This window comes from Streptomyces sp. NPDC005805 (assembly GCF_040630445.1).
Taxonomy (GTDB): domain Bacteria; phylum Actinomycetota; class Actinomycetes; order Streptomycetales; family Streptomycetaceae; genus Streptomyces.
The window spans coordinates 17,886-34,859 of the sequence record NZ_JBEXXN010000065.1 but is presented as its reverse complement, the minus strand read 5'-3'; the positions used below and the strand labels follow the sequence as shown (position 1 = coordinate 34,859).

Below are 16,974 nucleotides of genomic sequence, written 5' to 3'. Positions count from 1 at the left end.
TGCCCGTGCCCCGGCACGGGCAGGCGCCGGGGGCCGGGGCCGGGGCCGGGGGCCGGGGCGGGGTGGCGTCAGGCCAGGTCGCCCGTCGCGTCGCGGACCGTCTCGCCGACCTCGTCCGCGAGGCCGGCGGTCGGGGCGTCCAGCCGGCTGAGGGCGTCGCCGCCGGTCAGGGCTCCGTCCAGGGTGTCGGCCTGGGCGGCGGGCGGCGGGCTGACGGCGGCGATGAACGCGCCGGTGGCGAGGGACATGACGGCGAGCATGCTGCGCTTCTTCATGCCTCGTCCAACTGCCGCCGGTGCCCCGGGGACACGGGTCGCCGGCGGAAAGCGCGTTTTGACAGGTCACACCTGGCGCGCCGGACGTGTCACAGGCCGGCGCGCAGGGCCGCGGTGTGCTCCCGGATCTGCTCGGGCGTCAGATAGGCGTCGGTGTACTCGAACTCCCGCAGGGTGCCCGGGTTGCGCGCGAGGAAGCCGGTCCGCACGAAGTCGTCCCCGGCGACCGCGTTGAGCATCCAGTTGGTGGCGACGCGGATCTTGGCGACATTGGTGCGCAGGGCGCTCCAGTGGTAGCCGCGGGCGACGGCCTGGGCGGGCAGTCCCCGCAGTTCGATGCCGAGGGGCTTGGAGACGGCGTCCTTGCCGCCGAGGTCCACCACGAGCCCGAGGTCCTTGTGCTCGTAAGGCTTCAGGGCGGCCCCGCGCAGGGTGGCGATCACATTGGCGGCGGCGGTGCGGCCCTGGCGCTGGGCGTGCTGGGCGGTGGGCGGGCAGATCGCCCCGTCGCCCTTCACCAGGTCGGGCACGGCGGCCGCGTCGCCGAGGGCGAACACCCCCGCGGCGCCGGGGACGGTGAGGTCGGGCCGGACCAGCAGGCGCCCCTTGACGGTCTCGGAGCCGAGGGTGGCGACGAGCGGGCTGGCGGCCACCCCGGCCGTCCAGATCAGGGTGCGGCAGGGCAGGACCCGGCCGTCGGTCAGGGTCACCTTCTCGGGCCCGGCCTCCGCCACGGACACCCCGAGGGAGACCTCGATCCCCCGGCGCTTGAGGATGGCGAGGGCGGCGTCGCCGAGCTTCTCGCCGAGTTCGGGCATCAGCCGGGGGGCGATGTCCACCAGGTGCCACTTGATCTGACGCGGGTCCAGGCGGGGGTAGCGCTTCACGGCGCCGGTGGTGAGGCGCTGGAGGCAGGCGGCCGTCTCGGTGCCCGCGTAGCCGCCGCCGACCACCACGAACTGGAGCCGGGACTCGCGTTCGTCCTGGTCGTGGCTGGCGTCGGCGAGGTCGAGCTGGGCGATGACGTGGTCGCGGATGTAGGTGGCCTCGGCCAGGGTCTTCATGCCCCGGGCGTGATCGACGAGCCCCGGGATGTCGAAGGTCCGGGTGACGCTGCCGGGGGCCAGGACCAGGAAGTCGTAGGACTGGGCGGACAGCTCGCCGGTGATCTTGCGGATGACGCACGCCTTGGCCTTGGTATCGATTCCGACGGCCCCGCCGGGGACGATCCGGGTGCGGTGCCGGCGGCTGCGGCGCAGCGAGAGGGCGACCGACTGGGGGGTGAGGACCCCGGAGGCCACCTGGGGCAGCAGCGGCAGGTAGAGCTGGTACGAGAACGGTGTGACCAGCAGGATCTCCGCCTCCGACGGGGAGAGTTCGCGTTCCAGGCGGCGTACGCACTCGACTCCGGCGAAGCCGGCGCCCACCACAAGAATCGTCGGTCGTGCCACGGTGTCCGTCCCTTCTGCGACGGGTGAGGTCTCTCCGCGCCGGCTGCGGTGTCCCCGGCCACGCGGGTGGTCCGGGTCCCGGCCCGCGGGGCGGCCCGGATCGTCGGCCGGACCGCGGGGACGAGCCGTCGGCACGACGATTCTCCGTCAGCGGGCGGCTCGCTGCCTGCTCAGACGATCGGGTGCCCGCGGGTGGGGCGCGGCATGCGCGCGTTTCGCCCGCCGGGCGACGGGCGGAGGGGCCTGGTGGTCCAGACCCCTCCGGTGGTGGACATCGGGTCCGCGACCCGCTCGCGCTCCCGGCGGCCCGGCGCGCGGCCCGCCTCCGCCGACGCCCTGGCCCCGCCCCTGTCGGCCCGCCCGGGCGAGGCGGACCTCACGCCGCGGCCGCGGGCTCCTCGTCCGCCGCCAGGGCCGCGCACAGCCAGTCGTGGGCGGCTCCCGGGGTCGGCGCCGCCGGTCCGAAGAGAACCGCCGCCTGCTCCCAGTAGCTGTCGATCCGGGGGTCGGCGGCGAGCGTTCCGCCGAGCTGCCGGCGGAACGCCGGGGTGTCCCGGGTGCCGCACGCCGCGGCGTGGACGGCGACGAAGGAGTCCAGCGCCTCGCCGGGGCCGGGACCGCGGCGCGCCAGCAACTCGGCGGAGGCCAGGGCGTACGCCTCGGGCAGGCCCTCGTAGAGCACGGCGGGCCGGTAGCCCGTACCGCCGCGGTGGGCGGCCGGCCGGCAGTGCGCCGCACCGCCGGTGCACGGGCCGGACACCAGCGCGTGCAGCCTGGCGAAGGCGAGCACCTCGGCGGGCGCGGGGTCGGCGGGAGGCTGCGGCACCGCGTGCTCGACGACGGCCGCGACCACCCGGGCGGGCAGTCGCGGGGGCAGCCAGCGCCGCCAGAAGCGGACGAGGGAGGCCGTAGTGGGTGGCGTGGTCACCGCGCCGACCAGCCGCAGCCGCTCGGCCCGTTCCCCGGGCGGGCAGTCGTGGACGAGCCGCAGGGCGGCCTCCCGCCAGCGCAGGGCGGCCAGTTGGGAGCCGACCTCGCGCAACTGCCCGGCGACGGCGCTCTCCACCGCGCTGTCGAGCCCGTCCCGCGCCGCCTCCGCGTCGAGGACGCCGGCCACCTCGGCGACGGGCAGCCCCAGGGCGCGCAGGGAGCGGATCAGCCCGATCCGTTCCAGCGCCCCCGGGCCGTACCGCCGGTGGCCGCCGGCGCTGCGGCCGGCCTCGGGCAGCAGCCCGTGGTCGGAGTAGAAGCGGACGGTCTTCACGGTGACGCCCGCGCGGGCGGCGAGTTCACCGATGCTCCATGTGGCGTCGGGCGTCAAGGCCGGCCCCCTCCTCCCTTGAACCTCCCCCAGGGGGAGTTCCTACCGTACCGGCGACGGCGGCCGGACATCCGGGGCGGCCGCGCGACCGCACTCCCGAGGAGACCCTCATGACGGCATCCGTCCCGCCACCCGCCACGGCCGCCGCGCAGGACCGCGCACCGAACTGCCCGCCGGACTCCGCGCCCGTCTTCGTCCTCGTCGCCGAGGCGCACACCGGCGGCTGGATCTGGCAGGAGGCGGCCGACCGCCTGCGGGAACTGGGCGCCGAGGCGCACCCGGTGACGCTCACAGGCATGGGCGACCTGCTGCGTCCGGCCGGTCCCGGCACCGATCTGGAGACCCATGTCGCGGACGTGGTGCGGGTGATCGACGCGCTGGACACCCGGCGGGCGGTCCTGGTCGGGCACGGATACGGCATCCACCCGGTGCTGGGCGCGGCGGACCGGCGGCCGGAGCGGGTCGTCAGGATCGTGCATCTGGACGCGGGCCTGCCCGGGGCCGGTGACGCGCCGCTGCTGCTGGTGCCCGACGAGGAGCTGCGCGAGCGGCTGTCCGGGGCCGGTGGAGGCGGGTGGCTGGTGCCGCCGCCCGGGCCCGGTGAGTGGCACCGGTGGGGCAGCACCGACGGCGTCCCCGACGCGGCCCTGGCGAGGCTGGCCGCGCTCGCCGCTCCGCAGCCCGCGGCCACCCTGACGCAGCCGCTGAAACTCACCGGGGCGGCGCCCGCGCTGCCGTCCACCGGGGTGCTGTGCACCGCCAACGGGTCGGACATCGCGCTGGTCGAGATGGCGGTGGGACTCGGTGATCCCCGTCTCCAGGCCCTCGCCGAACCCCGGGTGACCTTCTTCGAACTCCCCACGGGGCACTGGCCGATGCTCTCCGCGCCCGAGGAACTGGCCCGGGTCCTGGTGCGGGCAGCCCGGGGAGAGGGCCACCGGATCACGCCCGGTACGGCGCAACCGCCGGCCCATCTGCGCCCGTTCGTTCTCGATCCGCCGCACTGCCGCCGGGAGCGGTCGGGCACGGTCGACCTCTATCTGCCCGGGGACCTGCCCGGGGCGGACGGGGCCGGGGCGGCGCTCGCGGGCGGGCCGCGCCCGGCGGTGGTGCTCGTCCACGGCGGGCCGGTGCCCGCCGGGGTCCGCCCCACGCCCCGGGACTGGCCGGCCTTCGTCGGCTACGGCCGCCACCTGGCGAGCCTCGGCGTGATCGCCGCGACCGTCGACCACCGGCTGCACGGCGTCGGGGAGTACGAGCGTGCCGCCGAGGACGTGGCCGCGGCGGTCGACGCGGTGCGTGCCGACCCGCGGGTGGACGGGGACCGGGTGGCCCTGTGGTTCTTCTCCGGCGGCGGGCCGCTGTCGGCGGAGTGGCTGGCCGCGCCGCCGCCGTGGCTGCGGTGCGTGGCGGCGACCTATCCGGTGCTGGCGCCCCTGCCGGGCTGGGTGCTGCGCCCGGGGCGGTTCCGTCCGGTGGAAGCGCTGCGGACGGCGGGGCGGCTGCCGGTCGTCCTGACCCGGGTCGGCCGCGAACACCCCGGGATCGCGGCGACGGTGGCGGAGTTCGTGTCCGCGGCCCGGGAGTGCGACGCGGCGGTCGAGCTGATCGACGTGCCCGGGGGCCATCACGGCTTCGAGACGGTCGACCACACGGAGGAGGCGCGGGAGGCGGTACGGGCGGCGGCGGCCGCGGTGGTGGGCCATCTGCGCGGCTGACCCGGGCCGGGCGGAGGCGGGCGTCGGGCGGGGCCGGGCCGCCGGGCCGACAGGCGACGCGAGCGGGGGCGGGGGCGGGGCCGGCCGACGGGCGACGCGGGCGGAGGAAGGTGGCGGGCGTGGCTCGCCGGGCAGTCCGCCCCGCCCGGCATTGGGGTGACGGCCGCCCGCCCGGTGGGCGTGGCTCGCGCCCGCACCGGCCGCCGTTCCTAGGGTCTGCGGGGCAGTCGTCAGGACGGAGAGGGCGAGATGGTACGAGGCCGAGGCCGAACAGCGGACACACGGACGGGCACGACAGCGGCCGGGCCCGGCGGTGCGCCGGGCGGGCCCCCGGTGCGGCGGACGGGAGGCCGACTCCGGCGCGGGCGGCGGCTGGCGGCCCTCGCCGGCGTCCTGCTGCTCTGCGCCTGGCCGGCGGCCTCCGCGACCGCGGACCCGGCGGGCGGGCCAGGGCGGCCGGAGACGGCGGCGCTGTATGTGTCGGACTACGGCAACAACCGGGTGGTGCGGCTCACCTGCCGGGGCGCGCAGACGACCGTGCCGCTCGACGGCCTGGTGCGGCCGACCGGCCTGGCCTGGAGCGCCACGGGCGACCTCTACGTCGCCGACACGGGGAACAACCGTGTGGTGAGGCTGCCCGCCGGCGGGGGCGAGCAGACGACCGTGCCCGCCGAGGGCCTGTCGCGTCCGCTCGGTCTCGCGGTGGCCGCGGACGGCAGCCTCTATATCGCCGACAGCTTCAACGACCGGGTGGTACGGATCGGCGCGGACGGCTCCGGTCAGACCACGGTGCCGACCGAGGGGCTGCTCCACCCGTGGGGGCTGGCGGTGGCGCCCGACGGGTCCCTGTACATCTCGGACTTCGTCAACGACCGGGTGGTCAGGGTCCCGGCGGACGGGTCCGGCCAGACCACCGTGCCGGCCGAGGGCCTCTCCCAGCCGACCGGGCTGGCGCTGGGCCGCGCGGGAGACCTCTTTGTCTCCGACAGCGGCAACAACCGTGTGGTGGCGGTCTCCGCCGGCGGGGTGCAGCGGACCGTGCCCGCCGACGACCTGGGCAACCCGCTCGGTCTCGCCTTCGACGCACGCGGCCGGCTCCATGTGGCCGACGCCTTCCACGACCGGGTGGTACGCGTGGACCCCGTGACCGGCCGGCAGGTCACCCTCCCCTCGGACGGGCTCAACACGCCGACCGGGCTGGCGTTTCCGCCCGGGGGCGACTGTCCCCGGCCGGGGCACCCCGGGCACTGAGCGGCGGCCCGGGGCAGAGAGGCGTGAGCGGCGGGGCGGGCCCGGTCGGTAGCGGCCGGGCCCGGTCCGTCACCAGTCGCCGTCGGCGACCGGCTTGCCCGGGGCGGGGGCGTCGCCCAGGGGGTGGACCTGGTGGGCGCCGGGCGCCTGCCAGGGGGTGTGGTCGTCGCCGAGCCACTCCCCGACCGGCTTGACCTGGCCGAGGGCGTCCGCCGGGGCCAGGTCGGCCGCGTCGTCGTCCTCGTACGCGAACCAGGGCAGCCCGGCGCGGGTGTAGGCGGCCCGGTCGACGGGGGACGGCGGGGGTTCCTCGCCCGTGATGGCGCGCCACTGCGGCGGGGTGACCAGGTGGACGAAGACCCGGGCGGCCGGGTGGTCGTCCCAGTCCGAGAGCGGCCGGGTGTCCGCGTAGACCTCCTGGCGCATCGTGCCGCCGACCCCGAGCCCCATCGCGGGCGCGGCGGCCGGGGCGGGCGGTCCTCCGGCGCGGGGCATGGCGGCCGGGGCGGCCGCGCCGAAGGCGGCGGGCGCGGCGCCGTAACCGCCGGACGGCGCGGGCGGGGCGACGGCGGCCCGCCTGCGGCGCAGCTCCTCCTCGCGGCGCAGGCGCTCCTCCTCGCGCCATGCGGCGAGCGCCCGGCCGCCCAGCGGGAAGCCCTGGAGCTGGACGCCGCCCCAGGTCTCCTCACCGGTGACCTGGCCCTCCACGGTGGCGCCGAGGCCGAGCGGGACGGCGACGAACTGGCGCACCGTGCCCGTGCCGGAGTTGATGCCGTCCAGCCAGGGCTGGCGCGGGGTGACGACGTAGTTCTGCGGGTCGCGGGCGAGTCTGCCGCTCCAGGGCTTGCCGGAGACCGCGCACACCTTGCCGACGCCGACCTGGAGGGCGGTGGGTTCCCGGGTGCCGGCGAAGCTCAGCCACATGGCCTCGCGCAGGTACATGGGCAGGAACACGCCGCCGCGCTCACGCATCGCCGGGGGCACGGTGTCCGGGTGGTCCTCGACCCGCCGCAGCGGGAAGTCGCCGAGGCCCGGCGGCAGGGGGTGGGTGCCCGTCTCGGGCAGCCTGAGGGTCCTGATGAAGCGGACCGAGGCCCCCTCGCCCAGCAGCAGCGCCGTCCCGTCGATCCGTACCTGTCCCGCCGGTCCCGCCTGTCCCGCCCGTTCCTTGCTCAACCGAACCCCCCGGGGTGCCTGTGCCTGTACGTGTGCGCGCAGGTGCGCGCAGCGGTGCGATGCCCGGTATCACGCGCGGGCGGACCGGACGGTTCCCCTCGCCGTGCCACGGCCGTCACGCCTCGGCCAGTACCACCCACACCTGCCCGGGGGCGAAGTCCAGCCGCTCCCCCGCCGCGTCGGTGAACACGGTGCCGCCCTCCGCCGTGGCGCGCTCCCAGCGGGCGTCGTACCCCTGCCCGTCGCGCAGGACCAGCGCCCGCCCGGAGCCGACCGTCTCGGGGTAGGGGGAGGCGTTGCCCCAGCGGTCGCCGAAGCGGGACGGGCGGACCTCGGTGTACTGCACGACCACGGTCGCGGGGGCGAGCCGGCCGTCGTCCGTCGTGGACGCCGGGGTGCCGTCCATCGCGACGCGCCAGCCCCGGTCGGCCTCCGACCAGGTGAACGCGTAGCGGGCGGACGGGTAGCGCACGGTGTGCTCGGTGACGGGCCGACCGCCTTCGGCCGGCGCGGGGCCGAAGCGGAAGCCGATGTCGGAGGCGGCGCCGACGTCCCCGGCGGCGGTGAGGGCGGCCTCGGGGCGCAGATAGAGGTTGTGCGGTGCGGGGCGGTCGCCGGAGCGGACATAGGCGTCGGGGGCCCGGCCGGGCGGCAGGCCGACCAGCGGTGCGGCCTCGATCAGGGGGAGCAGCGCGCTCTGGGCGCCCGAGTAGGCGAGGGCGGGGCGGTCGAACTGGCGGAGCAGTTCGAGGTCCGACTCGCGGGCGCTGCGGACGGGGCCGATGCGGGGCGGGAGCTCGGTGGAGTAGACGGCGAGCAGACGGGTCAGCCCCGCCTCCACGGGCTCGACATAGACGATGTCGGCGGCGCCGAGGCCGGTGTGCGGCCGGGCGGGGCGGACGTTGTCGATCTTCACGGCGAGGACGGGGCCGTTGCGGCCCGGGAGCCCGGTGAAGTAGGAGGTGCGCGGCGCGGCGGTGGGGGGTGCGGTGGGCTCGGGCCGGGGTGCCGGGTCGGAGCAGGCGGCGAGGCCCACCAGGAGGGCGGCGGCCGACAGCAGGGCGGCGATCCTGCCGCCCCGTCCCTGCCGTCGTGCCCGCAGTGTGTCCATAGGCCCCGTTCCCGTCACTCCAGTGGACCACGGGGGCGCTTCGGGCGACAGCCGCCGGGGGCGGCGGAAACGCGCTGTTCCCGGCGCCGGTGGGCCGTGGCACGGTGTGTGCGTCGCAGCCATGGGGTGCGACGCCATGTGTGCGGGAGCCATGTGGTGAGGCTCAGGCGTGTGCGGGCCCTCGGTATGGGCTCAGGCCATGGCGCGGAGTCCCCTGTGGGCGGGCCCTGTGGGGCCGCGAGCCGTGTGGGGCGCGCGCCGGGAGGTCGGCGTCAGCGCAGGGCGCCGGCGCCCTGGAGCTCGAAGTCGAGGGTGCGGCTGACCTCGCGGAGGGTCTCCTCGGCCGTGCGGCGGACGTCCGCGGGAACGTCGCCCCGCTCCTCGACCAGGCCGTCGTAGATCGGTGCGTCAGCCCTGTCTGCGGAGCTCACGATTCGTCCTTTCGTTCGGTTGCACGTGTCGTGCCACCGGCCCGGGGTCCGTGTCCCGCGCCGGAAGCAGGGGCGAGTGTACGGGGTCGGGACCCCGCTCCACCTCGCCGCCCCGGCCTCCTGACCGGCTCCGGGGGCCCTTTCGGTGTGCGCTCTCCGGGTGGGCGGGTGCGCCGTACGGGTACATATCCGGTCCCTGTGGCCCGAGTCGGGGTGACCGGCGGAGGGCCCGGTCGTTGGGGCGGGCGTGAAAAGGATCACTTACTCCGCCGCCGTGTGCGCCCTCGCCGTGGGCCTCCTCTCCGCCGCCCCCGCCCAGGCGGGCCCGGTCGGCCCCGCCGAGGAGTGCGAGGGTCTCGGCCGGGCCATCGCCCTGCGCGTCGACGGCCGTGACGGCCCGGGTCCGGTGACGCTGCGTGCCGGGCGGTCCACCGAGTTCGCGCTCGACTTCCGCCCGGCGCGCTCGCACGGCGCGACCCAGTTGCACCTGAAGGCGGAGGGCGAGTTCGGCGCGTTCGCCATGACCCGGGGCGCGGTCGGCGCCGTGGAGGCCGGGCGGAGGTACACGGTCCGCCAGCGGGTGACGCCGAGCGAGGGGCTCACCGGGCAGGACCTGCGGCTGCGGCTGCACATCACGGGCGACGAGAACGTACGGGAGGCGTGCGTCTCCCTGACCGTCCGGGTCGCGGCGGCCGACGCGCGCTGACGGCGCTCCCGCTCCCCCGGCACGCCCCCGGATCCCCGGCACGCCCCGGGTCCCGGCCGGGCCGCACGCCGTGGCCGGCCGGGGCCCGGGCGCGTTCCGGAACCGCCTCCCGGACAGATGGTGGCCGAAACCCGTCCACCGGGGCCCGGCCTTGCGCCGATCATCTGTACCGGCGTTCCCCCGCTCCCTAGCATGTGTCACCCACTGCTACTGAAATTTCACGGACGCGGGTGAGGACTGGATGGGACGCGAGTCGTGGCGCCCGGACGCCATCGACACCAAGGTGCCCAGCGTGGCACGCATGTACGACTACTTCCTGGGGGGCGACGACAACTACCAGTCGGACCGGGAGGCTTGTGAGGAGCTGCTGAAGCAGGTCCCGAGCACCAAGGTCCTCGCCCTCAACAACCGGGGTTTCCTGCGGCGCGTGGTGCGCCTGCTGGCGACCGAGTACGGGATACGCCAGTTCATCGACCACGGTTCCGGTCTGCCCACCCAGGACAATGTGCACCAGGTGGCCCAGGCGGTCGACCCGGAGTCGCGCGTGGTCTACGTGGACAACGACCCCATCGTCCTCGCCCACGGCCGCGCGCTGCTCGACGAGAACGACCGCACCACCGTCATCCAGGCGGACATGCGGGACACCGACGGCATCTTCGGCCACGAGGAGACCAAGCGTCTCATCGACTTCGACCAGCCGGTCGGGGCCCTGTTCGTCTCGGTGATGCACTGCATCCCGGACGAGTCCGATCCCGGGGCCCTGGTGCGCCGGGTCGCCGAACGGCTGGCGCCCGGCAGCTTCCTGGTGGTCTGTCAGCTGGTCAGCGACCGCCCCGAGATCCGCTCCTTCGTCACGGACTTCATGGCCCAGGCGACCGGCGGCAACTGGGGACGGGTCCGCGAGGAGCACGAGGTGACACGCTTCTTCGACGGGCTGGAGATCCTGGAGCCGGGGCTGGTGGAGGTCTCGACCTGGCGTCCGGACAACGACCTCGCGCCGGTGCAGCAGACGGACGAGTGGATCGAGTGGGGCGGCGTCGCCCGCCTGCCCTGAGCCCCACCCGGCGACGCCGGCGAACAAGGCCCGTCCAGGCCCGGATCACGGCCCGGTGGACACCGCGTCACGCGGCCACCGGGCCGTTGCCCGTGCGGTGCGCCGGGGCGGCGCTCGGCCGCCGGCCGGGAGCGCTCAGCCGAGGGCTGCGAGCCGCTCGCGCAGCAGCTCCTGCGACTCCTTCGGGGTGAGCGCGCAGGCGCCGAGGCGGTCGAGCACGTCGCGGTACTGCTCGACGGTGGACGGTTTCTGCGTGAACGTACTGTCCGTCAGGTGCTCGATGTACACGGCGTCCTTGAGGTCGCCGAGCGCGAAGCGCAGATAGCTGACGCCGGTGCCGACCCCGACGGCCGCGGTCACGTCCAGGGGTGCGATCTGGAGGGTGACCCGGGCCCGGCGCATCATGGCGAGCAGATGCTCCAGCTGCTCGCGCATCACCTGCGTCCCGCCGACGGAGCGCATCAGCACCGACTCGTCCACGACGGCCCACAGCCGCGGCGCGTCCGGCTGGTCGAGGTGCCGCTGCCGCTCCTGGCGCAGCTCGACCCGCCGCTGGACGTCGTGCGGCAGCAGCCGTCCCGGCCCGGACTGGATCACCGCGCGGGTGTACGCCGGGATCTGGAGGAGCCCGGGGATGTAGAACGGCTCATAGGTACGGATGGTGGCCGCGGCGCCTTCGAGGGCGACCAGCGGCGTGAAGAAGTCGGACAGGACGTCGTTGAACGAGCGCCACCAGTCGGGCCGGCGGGACGCGTCGACCAGCCGCATGAACTCGGCGGCCTGCTCCTCGTCGCTCACGCCGTAGAGGTCCAGCAGGGCGAGGGCGTCGGAGGGCTTGCAGCCGTGGCGGCCCAGTTCGATGCGGCTGGTCTTCGACCGGGAGAAGCCGAGCTTGCCGTCCACGTCGGCGGGGTCGAGCCCGGCGGCCACGCGCAGTTCGCGCAGCTTTCCGCCCAGGATGAGCTTCAGGGCGGTCGGGTTGCCCTCGACCGCACCCAGCGGCCGAACGAACAACGACGGGCTCGGATCGGCGGCGGTCATCGCACACTCCTGCGGAGACTCAGAGAAGGCGCCAGTATCCCAGCACAGGCCCCGCCGCACCAAGGGGCGGCGGCTCCCCGCAGGGTATGGATTCAGCCAACCATCGTGTCGAAGTCGCCGTCGCGCGCCCCGGCGACGAACGCGGCGACCTCCTCCCGCGTATACACCAGCGCCGGCCCCTGCGGGTCACGGGAGTTGCGGACGGCTATCCGGCCGTCCGGCAGCGCCGCGAGCTCCACACAGTTCCCGGTGGCGTTGCTGTGACTGCTCTTGATCCACGTCGTGCCGGTGAGCGCTCCGGCCGGCATTCCGTTGACGAACTCCACGCACATCAGCCCCTCGTCCCTCATAAGCCAGTTCCGACGATCCCCCGGTGCAATCCCAGATGCAATTGCATCATGGGACACGACTCGACAATACTCGTCCTGCGCCGGCTGTCGAACAGCGATTCCTGCAGGGAGACATGACCCGTGACGATTCATCTGCCGAACCGCCAGAGCGGGGGCACCGTGCGAGGGGAGACGATTCGGCATGCCGGATCGGGCGCGAAATCGCCCTCGGCGGGGCCGGGTTCGCTCTGCGCCCATGGTCCGGGGTGCGGTGTGGACGCCGCGCACACGGCCGGAGGCTTCGCCGCGTGCGGGCTCGACGGCGATCCGCGCAACGCGGGGCAGGCCCGGCGGTTCGTGGCGGTGACCCTGGACGGCTGGTCGCTGCCGGCGCTCGCGGGCGACATGCAATTGCTCGTCACCGAGCTGGTCACCAACGCGGTACGGCACGCGCTCGGCCCGGCGCCGTCGTACGGGGGCGACGACTATCCCGTGTGGCTGGGCCTGTTCCGGCACTCGGACCATGTGGTGTGCGCCGTCTCCGACCCGAGCCCCGAACCGCCCCGGCCGCGCGCCGCCGGGACATCGGCCACGGGCGGCCGCGGTCTCGCCCTGATCGGGGCGCTCAGCGACGCGTGGTCCTGGTGTCCGACCGCGCCGTACGGCAAGACGGTGTGGGCGTCCCTGCCGTTCCTGACGCCCGCCCGCTGAGCCGGGTCGAACGGGCGCGGGACCGGGCGGGCGCGGGACCGGGCGGGCGCGGGACCGGGCGGGCGCGGGACCGGGCGGGCGCGGGACCGGGCGGGCGCGGGACCGGGCGTGCGCCCACGGGGGTGGCGCCCGCCTTCCTCGGGGGCGCGCGCAGAATTGCCCGCATACGCCGGTGTACGCCCCCGCACGCCGGAGCGCGCAGCAGCCCGGGCACGGCCGTGACGGGGGCGCCGGGGTTTGACCGGGTGGCTTTCATCGGGCTGTACCTCTGACAGTGGCCGGGGGCGCGCCGGCCTCCCCACAGCCGGGTCCAGCCCCTGACGACCCCGCCCCGGACGCTCAACACCCCTCTTTCGAGCCCCCCTTGGCGGTCGGCCCGCCCCGGCGGTACTCCGGGCCCGCGCCAATTGCCCCCGGGAGATTGAACTTTGCACGACACCCGCCCGATTCGATGCGGTTTGCGACAGTTGTGAGTGTGCGTTCCACTGGTACTGCATCTGCTCATCTCTCCCGAAAAGGGGACTGTGGCATGTCTTCAACCAAGCCTGTGACCCAGCCGAGCACCAAGGGCCTGGACACCGACCTGGAAGCAGCACTCAACCCGGCAGAAGTCGAGGGCTTCTACCGCGACTCGCGCGAGTGCGCTCAGCTCGCGCTCATCGCGGGAGGCGGCGCACTGCTTCTCTCGCCCCCGACCCCGCGCCCGAAGAAGGGCTGACGGGAGTCACGGAATGGAGCAGCCCGGCACGTCCCCCCTGACGGAGGCGGTGCGGGAACTCGCTTCACATGTGGTCTCCGCTCTCAGGAGCGGGGACCACATCGTGGCGTTCCGCACGGCGTCCGGTGGGTCCGAGGACGAGGATCTGACCCTGGCGGCCACTCGGGTACTGGGCGCGGACGCGATGCTGCCCGCCGTCCTGGCGGGCCGGCCCGCCGCACCCGACGACCTGGCCGCGTTCGAGAAGGCCGTCGTCGGCTTTCCTCCCCCGCCCGACGCGGCACCGACCACACGGTGGAGCCACTGGGCGATGACGCGCACCCTCGCCGCGCTCGGACCGACGGCCGCCGTCGGTCCGTACGGTGACGCGGAGCCGGACGCCGGATGGCTCGACGGAGCGCCCTGGCAGCAGCTCACGCACCAGCTGGCCGTCCTGGGCGCGCTCGCCGTGCCCGGCCCGGCCTGCGCGGTGTCCCGGGTGGCGGCCGCCCGTCCGCTCGATGTGGCACGCGGCTTCGTACGGGCCGTCAGACGGCGGGACTGGCTCCAGGCGGCGGCCGCCGGACGGTGGCTGGTCCTGCTGGACGGCGTGCCCGGTCACAGCGGGGTGCCCGACACCCTCGGGCTGGACGACGGTCTGGACTTCGTGCGGATGATGAGCGCCGGGGACCCCCGGGTGGAGCTCCATCTGCTGGCCGCGCGGGCGCTGCGGGACCGGGAGCGGGCATGACGGGTGACAGCCCGCATAGGGGCACACCACATGGAGGCGCACCCTATGGCGGCACAGCACATGCTCTCGCCGTCGCCGCGCTGGAGTGGGTGGCCCGCAACCGGGACGGCTTCCGGCTCGGCGAGGACGCCCTCGCCCCCGACGGCGATGTGAACCGGTCCTGGAAGCCGCTCGGCGAACTCGCCCAGATCTGCGTCACCGTGCTCCACGGCTCGCACCCCGGCGGCGAACTCCACCAACGGGCGGGCGAACTCATGGACTTCGCCTGGCGCTCGACCGGCGACGGCGCGCTCCTCATGGAGCTCCAGCGGCTGGAGCCGGCCTCCACGTACCCCCTGGAGATCTACGCGGCCTTCGCCTCGGCGGGTCTGCGGCACCCCGGGTACGAGGACGCCGCCGCCGTCCTCGCCCGCACCCGTGGCTGGCGGCTGACCGAGCAGCAGCCCAACCGCCGCCTCGGGATCCTCAACTCCGAGCGCCGCTGTGGTCTGCCCGCCCGGGACGACCCCTCGGCCCTGCTGCGGCGGACCTGGCTGGGCGGTCTCGCCGAGCCCTGGACCTTCGAACGCACCACCGGGTACGCCCTCACCCACACGGTGTTCCACCTCACCGACTGGGGCCACGACACCGGCGCCGTGCCGGACGACCTGGCGGACCATCTGGAGAACTGGCTGCCGGCCTGGCTCGACGGCTGTCTGGAGGATCAGCAGTGGGACCTCGCCTGCGAGCTGATCGCCGTCGCCGCCGTGCTGCCGCGTCCACCCGCCCCGGCTCTGGTCGCGCCCGTCTTCGCCGAACTGGCCGCCGCGCAGGACGCGTCGGGGGCCCTGCCCGAGATCGGTCCCGGGCGGGCCGGGCGGGCGGTCCGCAGCGACTTCGCCGGTGTCTACCACTCCACCCTGATGGCGGCCTTCGCCGCCTCGCTCGTACTCGCCCGCGCCGACGGGCCCGCGCTGAAGGAGGCGGCCCGGTGACGGCCACACGACTGGTGCACGAGGTCGGGCAGCGCGCCGTCGAGTGGCTGCACACGCACCGGGACGGCTTCCGGCTGGAGCCGGACGCCGACCCGGCGACGGGTTTCCTGGAGCGCTTCAAGCCCGTCGGGGAGCTGGCCCTGATCTGCAAGGTGCTGTTCCGGGAGGGGGTGTCCGGGTCGCGGCAGGCCGCCATGGCGCGGGCGCTCATCGACCACGCCTGGCGCGAGACCCTGGACGGCGGCCGGATGCTGGTGCGCGGTCAGCGGATCGAGCCGGCCTCCCCCGTCCCGTTCGAGGTGTATCTCCCGTTCAAGGAACTCGGCTACAGCCAGCCGGAGCTGGAGGGCGCAGTCCGTCTCAACCACCGGCTGGGGAGCTGGGCGGCCCTGGAGGTCACCCCGGTACGGCGGCTGGGGCTCTGCGCCTTCGAGCGCCGGTTCGGGCTGACCCCCTCGGCGGACCCGGCCGAGGCCCTGGCCCGTACCTGGCTCGGCCGGCGGCCCGAACCGTGGACGGTGGAGGGACACACGGCCTACGCCGTCACCCACACGGTCTTCCATCTCACCGACTGGGGCGAGCGCCCCGAGGGGCTGCCCCGGGACATCGCGGCGTATCTCGCCGAGTGGCTGCCCGTATGGCTGGACGACTGGCTCGACCTCGGGCGCTGGGACCTGCTCGGCGAACTCCTCGTGGTCGACGCCTGTCTGCCCTCGCCCGTGCTCGACGAGCGGGTGTGGGAGGGGTTCGCGGCGGCCCAGCTTCCGGACGGGTCGGTGCCCGCCGCGTCCGACCAGGAGCCGCGGGGCGAGGCCGGGGAGGTCTTCGACCAGCTCTACCACCCGACCCTGGTGGCAGCGTTCGCCTCGGTGCTCGCCACCGGCCGCTCGCTGGAACGGCTGTCCGCCGCATGAGCCTGCCGGGTACGGCGGACCCCGCCGTCTTCGACGAGGACTCCCTGCGGCAGGCCCTGGCGGACGCGGTGGGGGCGGTCGACGCCCCGGACGTCGTGTTCGCGCTCTCCCACGGCGGGCGCCGGCTGGTGGTCCCGGGCGGGACCGGGCCGCGGCCGGCGGTGCCCCGGGAAAGGGCGCGGTACGAGATCGGGTCGGCGTCCAAGACGTTCACCGGGCTGGTGCTCGCGCGCCTGGTGGAGGCGGGGCGCCTGTCGGGGTCGGAGCCGGCGGCGCGCTGGCTGGACCCCGCCGGGCGGGTCGGCCGGGCGGCCCCCACGCCCACGCATCTGATCACCCACACCTCCGGGCTGCCCCGGCTCCCGGCGGACTTCTATCCGCGGGCGGCCCGGAGCTGGTCCACCAACCCCTACGCGGACTATCCGGCACACCGCCTGGTCGGGTCGTTTCTGCGGGCCCGGCCGCGGCACCGGCCGGGGACGCGGTGGCGGTACTCCAACTTCGGTGTCGCCGCGCTCGGCCATGTGCTGGCCGAGGCCACAGGGACGGAGTGGGAGGAGCTGGTGGCGCGTGAGGTGCTGCGTCCGCTGCGGCTGGACGGCACGGCTCTGAGCCCGGGCGGGCCGGACACCGACGCGCGCGGCCACCGGTCGGACGGGGTCCGGCCGGTGCCGCCGCTGGACACCGGGGGCTTCGCGGCCGCCGGGGCGGTACGCGCGACCCCGGACGACCTGCTCACCTATCTGGAGGCCCATCTGCGGCCGGACGGGCATCCGTCGGCGGGGGCGCTGCGCGCGGTGCTCCGCCCGGTGCTGCGGCGCGGCCCGGGCCGCCGGGAGGTCCACTCGCTGACCTGGTTCCGGCACGCGACGGACGCGGGGCCGGTGTACTTCCACTCGGGGGCGACCAGCGGGCAGCAGGCGTTCCTGGGCCTGCGCCCCGACACCGGCACGGCGCTGGTGGCGCTCTCGACGCGCCGTTTCCGGATGCGGGACGGTTTCGTGGCCCTGGCGTACGGGCTGCTGGCCGGCGCTCCGGCGCCGGTGTGAGCCGGCCGCCCCGG

At 75.5% G+C, this 16,974-nt stretch carries 18 protein-coding genes; 10 read left to right on the top strand and 8 right to left on the bottom strand.

Translation table 11 applies throughout. The features are described 5' to 3' along the window. Window positions 1–68: 68 nt before the first annotated feature. From ABZ457_RS26855 to ABZ457_RS26845, 3 genes are all read right to left on the bottom strand, one after another. Window positions 69–275, bottom strand: coding sequence for a hypothetical protein (locus ABZ457_RS26855; RefSeq protein WP_359162258.1), 207 nt, complete (start codon window positions 273–275; stop codon window positions 69–71). A gap of 89 nt (window positions 276–364) precedes the next feature. Continuing rightward, window positions 365–1,726 (bottom strand): NAD(P)/FAD-dependent oxidoreductase, encoded by a 1,362-nt coding sequence (locus tag ABZ457_RS26850; protein ID WP_359162255.1) that lies wholly within the window; start codon window positions 1,724–1,726, stop codon window positions 365–367. A 376-nt stretch (window positions 1,727–2,102) separates the two neighbouring features. After that, complete coding sequence (locus ABZ457_RS26845) at window positions 2,103–3,047, bottom strand: MerR family transcriptional regulator (protein WP_359162252.1); 945 nt, start codon at window positions 3,045–3,047, stop codon at window positions 2,103–2,105. 110 nt (window positions 3,048–3,157) lie between these two features. Between ABZ457_RS26845 and ABZ457_RS26840 the strand changes: the two genes are divergently transcribed. Together ABZ457_RS26840 and ABZ457_RS26835 are read left to right on the top strand one after the other, a co-directional pair. Next, the gene (locus ABZ457_RS26840) at window positions 3,158–4,765 is read left to right on the top strand and encodes an alpha/beta hydrolase (RefSeq protein ID WP_359162249.1); all 1,608 of its coding nucleotides are present in this window, start codon (window positions 3,158–3,160) and stop codon (window positions 4,763–4,765) included. Window positions 4,766–5,098: 333 nt separating this feature from the next. After that, window positions 5,099–6,016 (top strand): hypothetical protein, encoded by a 918-nt coding sequence (locus ABZ457_RS26835; protein ID WP_359162246.1) that lies wholly within the window; start codon window positions 5,099–5,101, stop codon window positions 6,014–6,016. Between the two features lie 69 nt (window positions 6,017–6,085). On the opposite strand, the gene ABZ457_RS26830 is transcribed toward ABZ457_RS26835, so the two are convergent. The 3 genes from ABZ457_RS26830 to ABZ457_RS26820 all read right to left on the bottom strand — a co-directional run bounded on the left by ABZ457_RS26830 (window position 6,086) and on the right by ABZ457_RS26820 (window position 8,734). After that, window positions 6,086–7,192, bottom strand: a complete 1,107-nt coding sequence (locus tag ABZ457_RS26830; protein WP_359162244.1) for a hypothetical protein — start codon at window positions 7,190–7,192, stop codon at window positions 6,086–6,088. 115 nt (window positions 7,193–7,307) lie between these two features. Beyond that, window positions 7,308–8,303 (bottom strand): DUF3048 domain-containing protein, encoded by a 996-nt coding sequence (locus ABZ457_RS26825; protein ID WP_359162241.1) that lies wholly within the window; start codon window positions 8,301–8,303, stop codon window positions 7,308–7,310. A gap of 272 nt (window positions 8,304–8,575) precedes the next feature. Next, window positions 8,576–8,734 carry a hypothetical protein gene (locus ABZ457_RS26820; RefSeq protein ID WP_018849316.1) on the bottom strand — a complete coding sequence of 53 codons (159 nt, stop codon included), beginning with the start codon at window positions 8,732–8,734 and terminating at the stop codon, window positions 8,576–8,578. A 247-nt stretch (window positions 8,735–8,981) separates the two neighbouring features. On the opposite strand from ABZ457_RS26820, the gene ABZ457_RS26815 reads away from it, so the two are divergent. Both ABZ457_RS26815 and ABZ457_RS26810 read left to right on the top strand, forming a co-directional pair. Beyond that, complete coding sequence (locus ABZ457_RS26815) at window positions 8,982–9,440, top strand: hypothetical protein (RefSeq protein ID WP_359162238.1); 459 nt, start codon at window positions 8,982–8,984, stop codon at window positions 9,438–9,440. Between the two features lie 241 nt (window positions 9,441–9,681). After that, window positions 9,682–10,494, top strand: coding sequence for an SAM-dependent methyltransferase (locus ABZ457_RS26810; RefSeq protein WP_359162236.1), 813 nt, complete (start codon window positions 9,682–9,684; stop codon window positions 10,492–10,494). A gap of 135 nt (window positions 10,495–10,629) precedes the next feature. Here the strand turns inward: ABZ457_RS26810 and ABZ457_RS26805 are convergent, their stop codons facing one another. Together ABZ457_RS26805 and ABZ457_RS26800 are read right to left on the bottom strand one after the other, a co-directional pair. Continuing rightward, the gene (locus ABZ457_RS26805; protein ID WP_359162233.1) at window positions 10,630–11,535 is read right to left on the bottom strand and encodes a helix-turn-helix transcriptional regulator; all 906 of its coding nucleotides are present in this window, start codon (window positions 11,533–11,535) and stop codon (window positions 10,630–10,632) included. A gap of 92 nt (window positions 11,536–11,627) precedes the next feature. After that, the gene (locus tag ABZ457_RS26800; protein ID WP_359162230.1) at window positions 11,628–11,885 is read right to left on the bottom strand and encodes a DUF397 domain-containing protein; all 258 of its coding nucleotides are present in this window, start codon (window positions 11,883–11,885) and stop codon (window positions 11,628–11,630) included. A gap of 252 nt (window positions 11,886–12,137) precedes the next feature. Here ABZ457_RS26800 and ABZ457_RS26795 point away from each other — a divergent pair, with 252 nt between their 5' ends. From ABZ457_RS26795 to ABZ457_RS26770, 6 genes are all read left to right on the top strand, one after another. After that, window positions 12,138–12,575 carry an ATP-binding protein gene (locus ABZ457_RS26795; protein ID WP_359162227.1) on the top strand — a complete coding sequence of 146 codons (438 nt, stop codon included), beginning with the start codon at window positions 12,138–12,140 and terminating at the stop codon, window positions 12,573–12,575. Between the two features lie 529 nt (window positions 12,576–13,104). Beyond that, on the top strand, window positions 13,105–13,293 hold the full coding sequence (locus ABZ457_RS26790) for a hypothetical protein (protein WP_359162224.1): 189 nt from the start codon (window positions 13,105–13,107) through the stop codon (window positions 13,291–13,293). 13 nt (window positions 13,294–13,306) lie between these two features. Continuing rightward, window positions 13,307–14,023 carry a hypothetical protein gene (locus tag ABZ457_RS26785; protein ID WP_359162221.1) on the top strand — a complete coding sequence of 239 codons (717 nt, stop codon included), beginning with the start codon at window positions 13,307–13,309 and terminating at the stop codon, window positions 14,021–14,023. After that, complete coding sequence (locus ABZ457_RS26780) at window positions 14,020–14,997, top strand: hypothetical protein (RefSeq protein WP_359162218.1); 978 nt, start codon at window positions 14,020–14,022, stop codon at window positions 14,995–14,997. Before ABZ457_RS26785 ends, ABZ457_RS26780 begins: the two co-directional genes overlap by 4 nt. Continuing rightward, on the top strand, window positions 14,994–15,911 hold the full coding sequence (locus tag ABZ457_RS26775) for a hypothetical protein (protein WP_359162215.1): 918 nt from the start codon (window positions 14,994–14,996) through the stop codon (window positions 15,909–15,911). Before ABZ457_RS26780 ends, ABZ457_RS26775 begins: the two co-directional genes overlap by 4 nt. Beyond that, window positions 15,908–16,960: a serine hydrolase domain-containing protein gene (locus tag ABZ457_RS26770; RefSeq protein ID WP_359162212.1), complete on the top strand. Its 1,053-nt coding sequence runs from the start codon at window positions 15,908–15,910 to the stop codon at window positions 16,958–16,960. The genes ABZ457_RS26775 and ABZ457_RS26770 overlap by 4 nt, the downstream gene beginning before the upstream one ends. The last annotated feature ends 14 nt before the right edge of the window (window positions 16,961–16,974 follow it).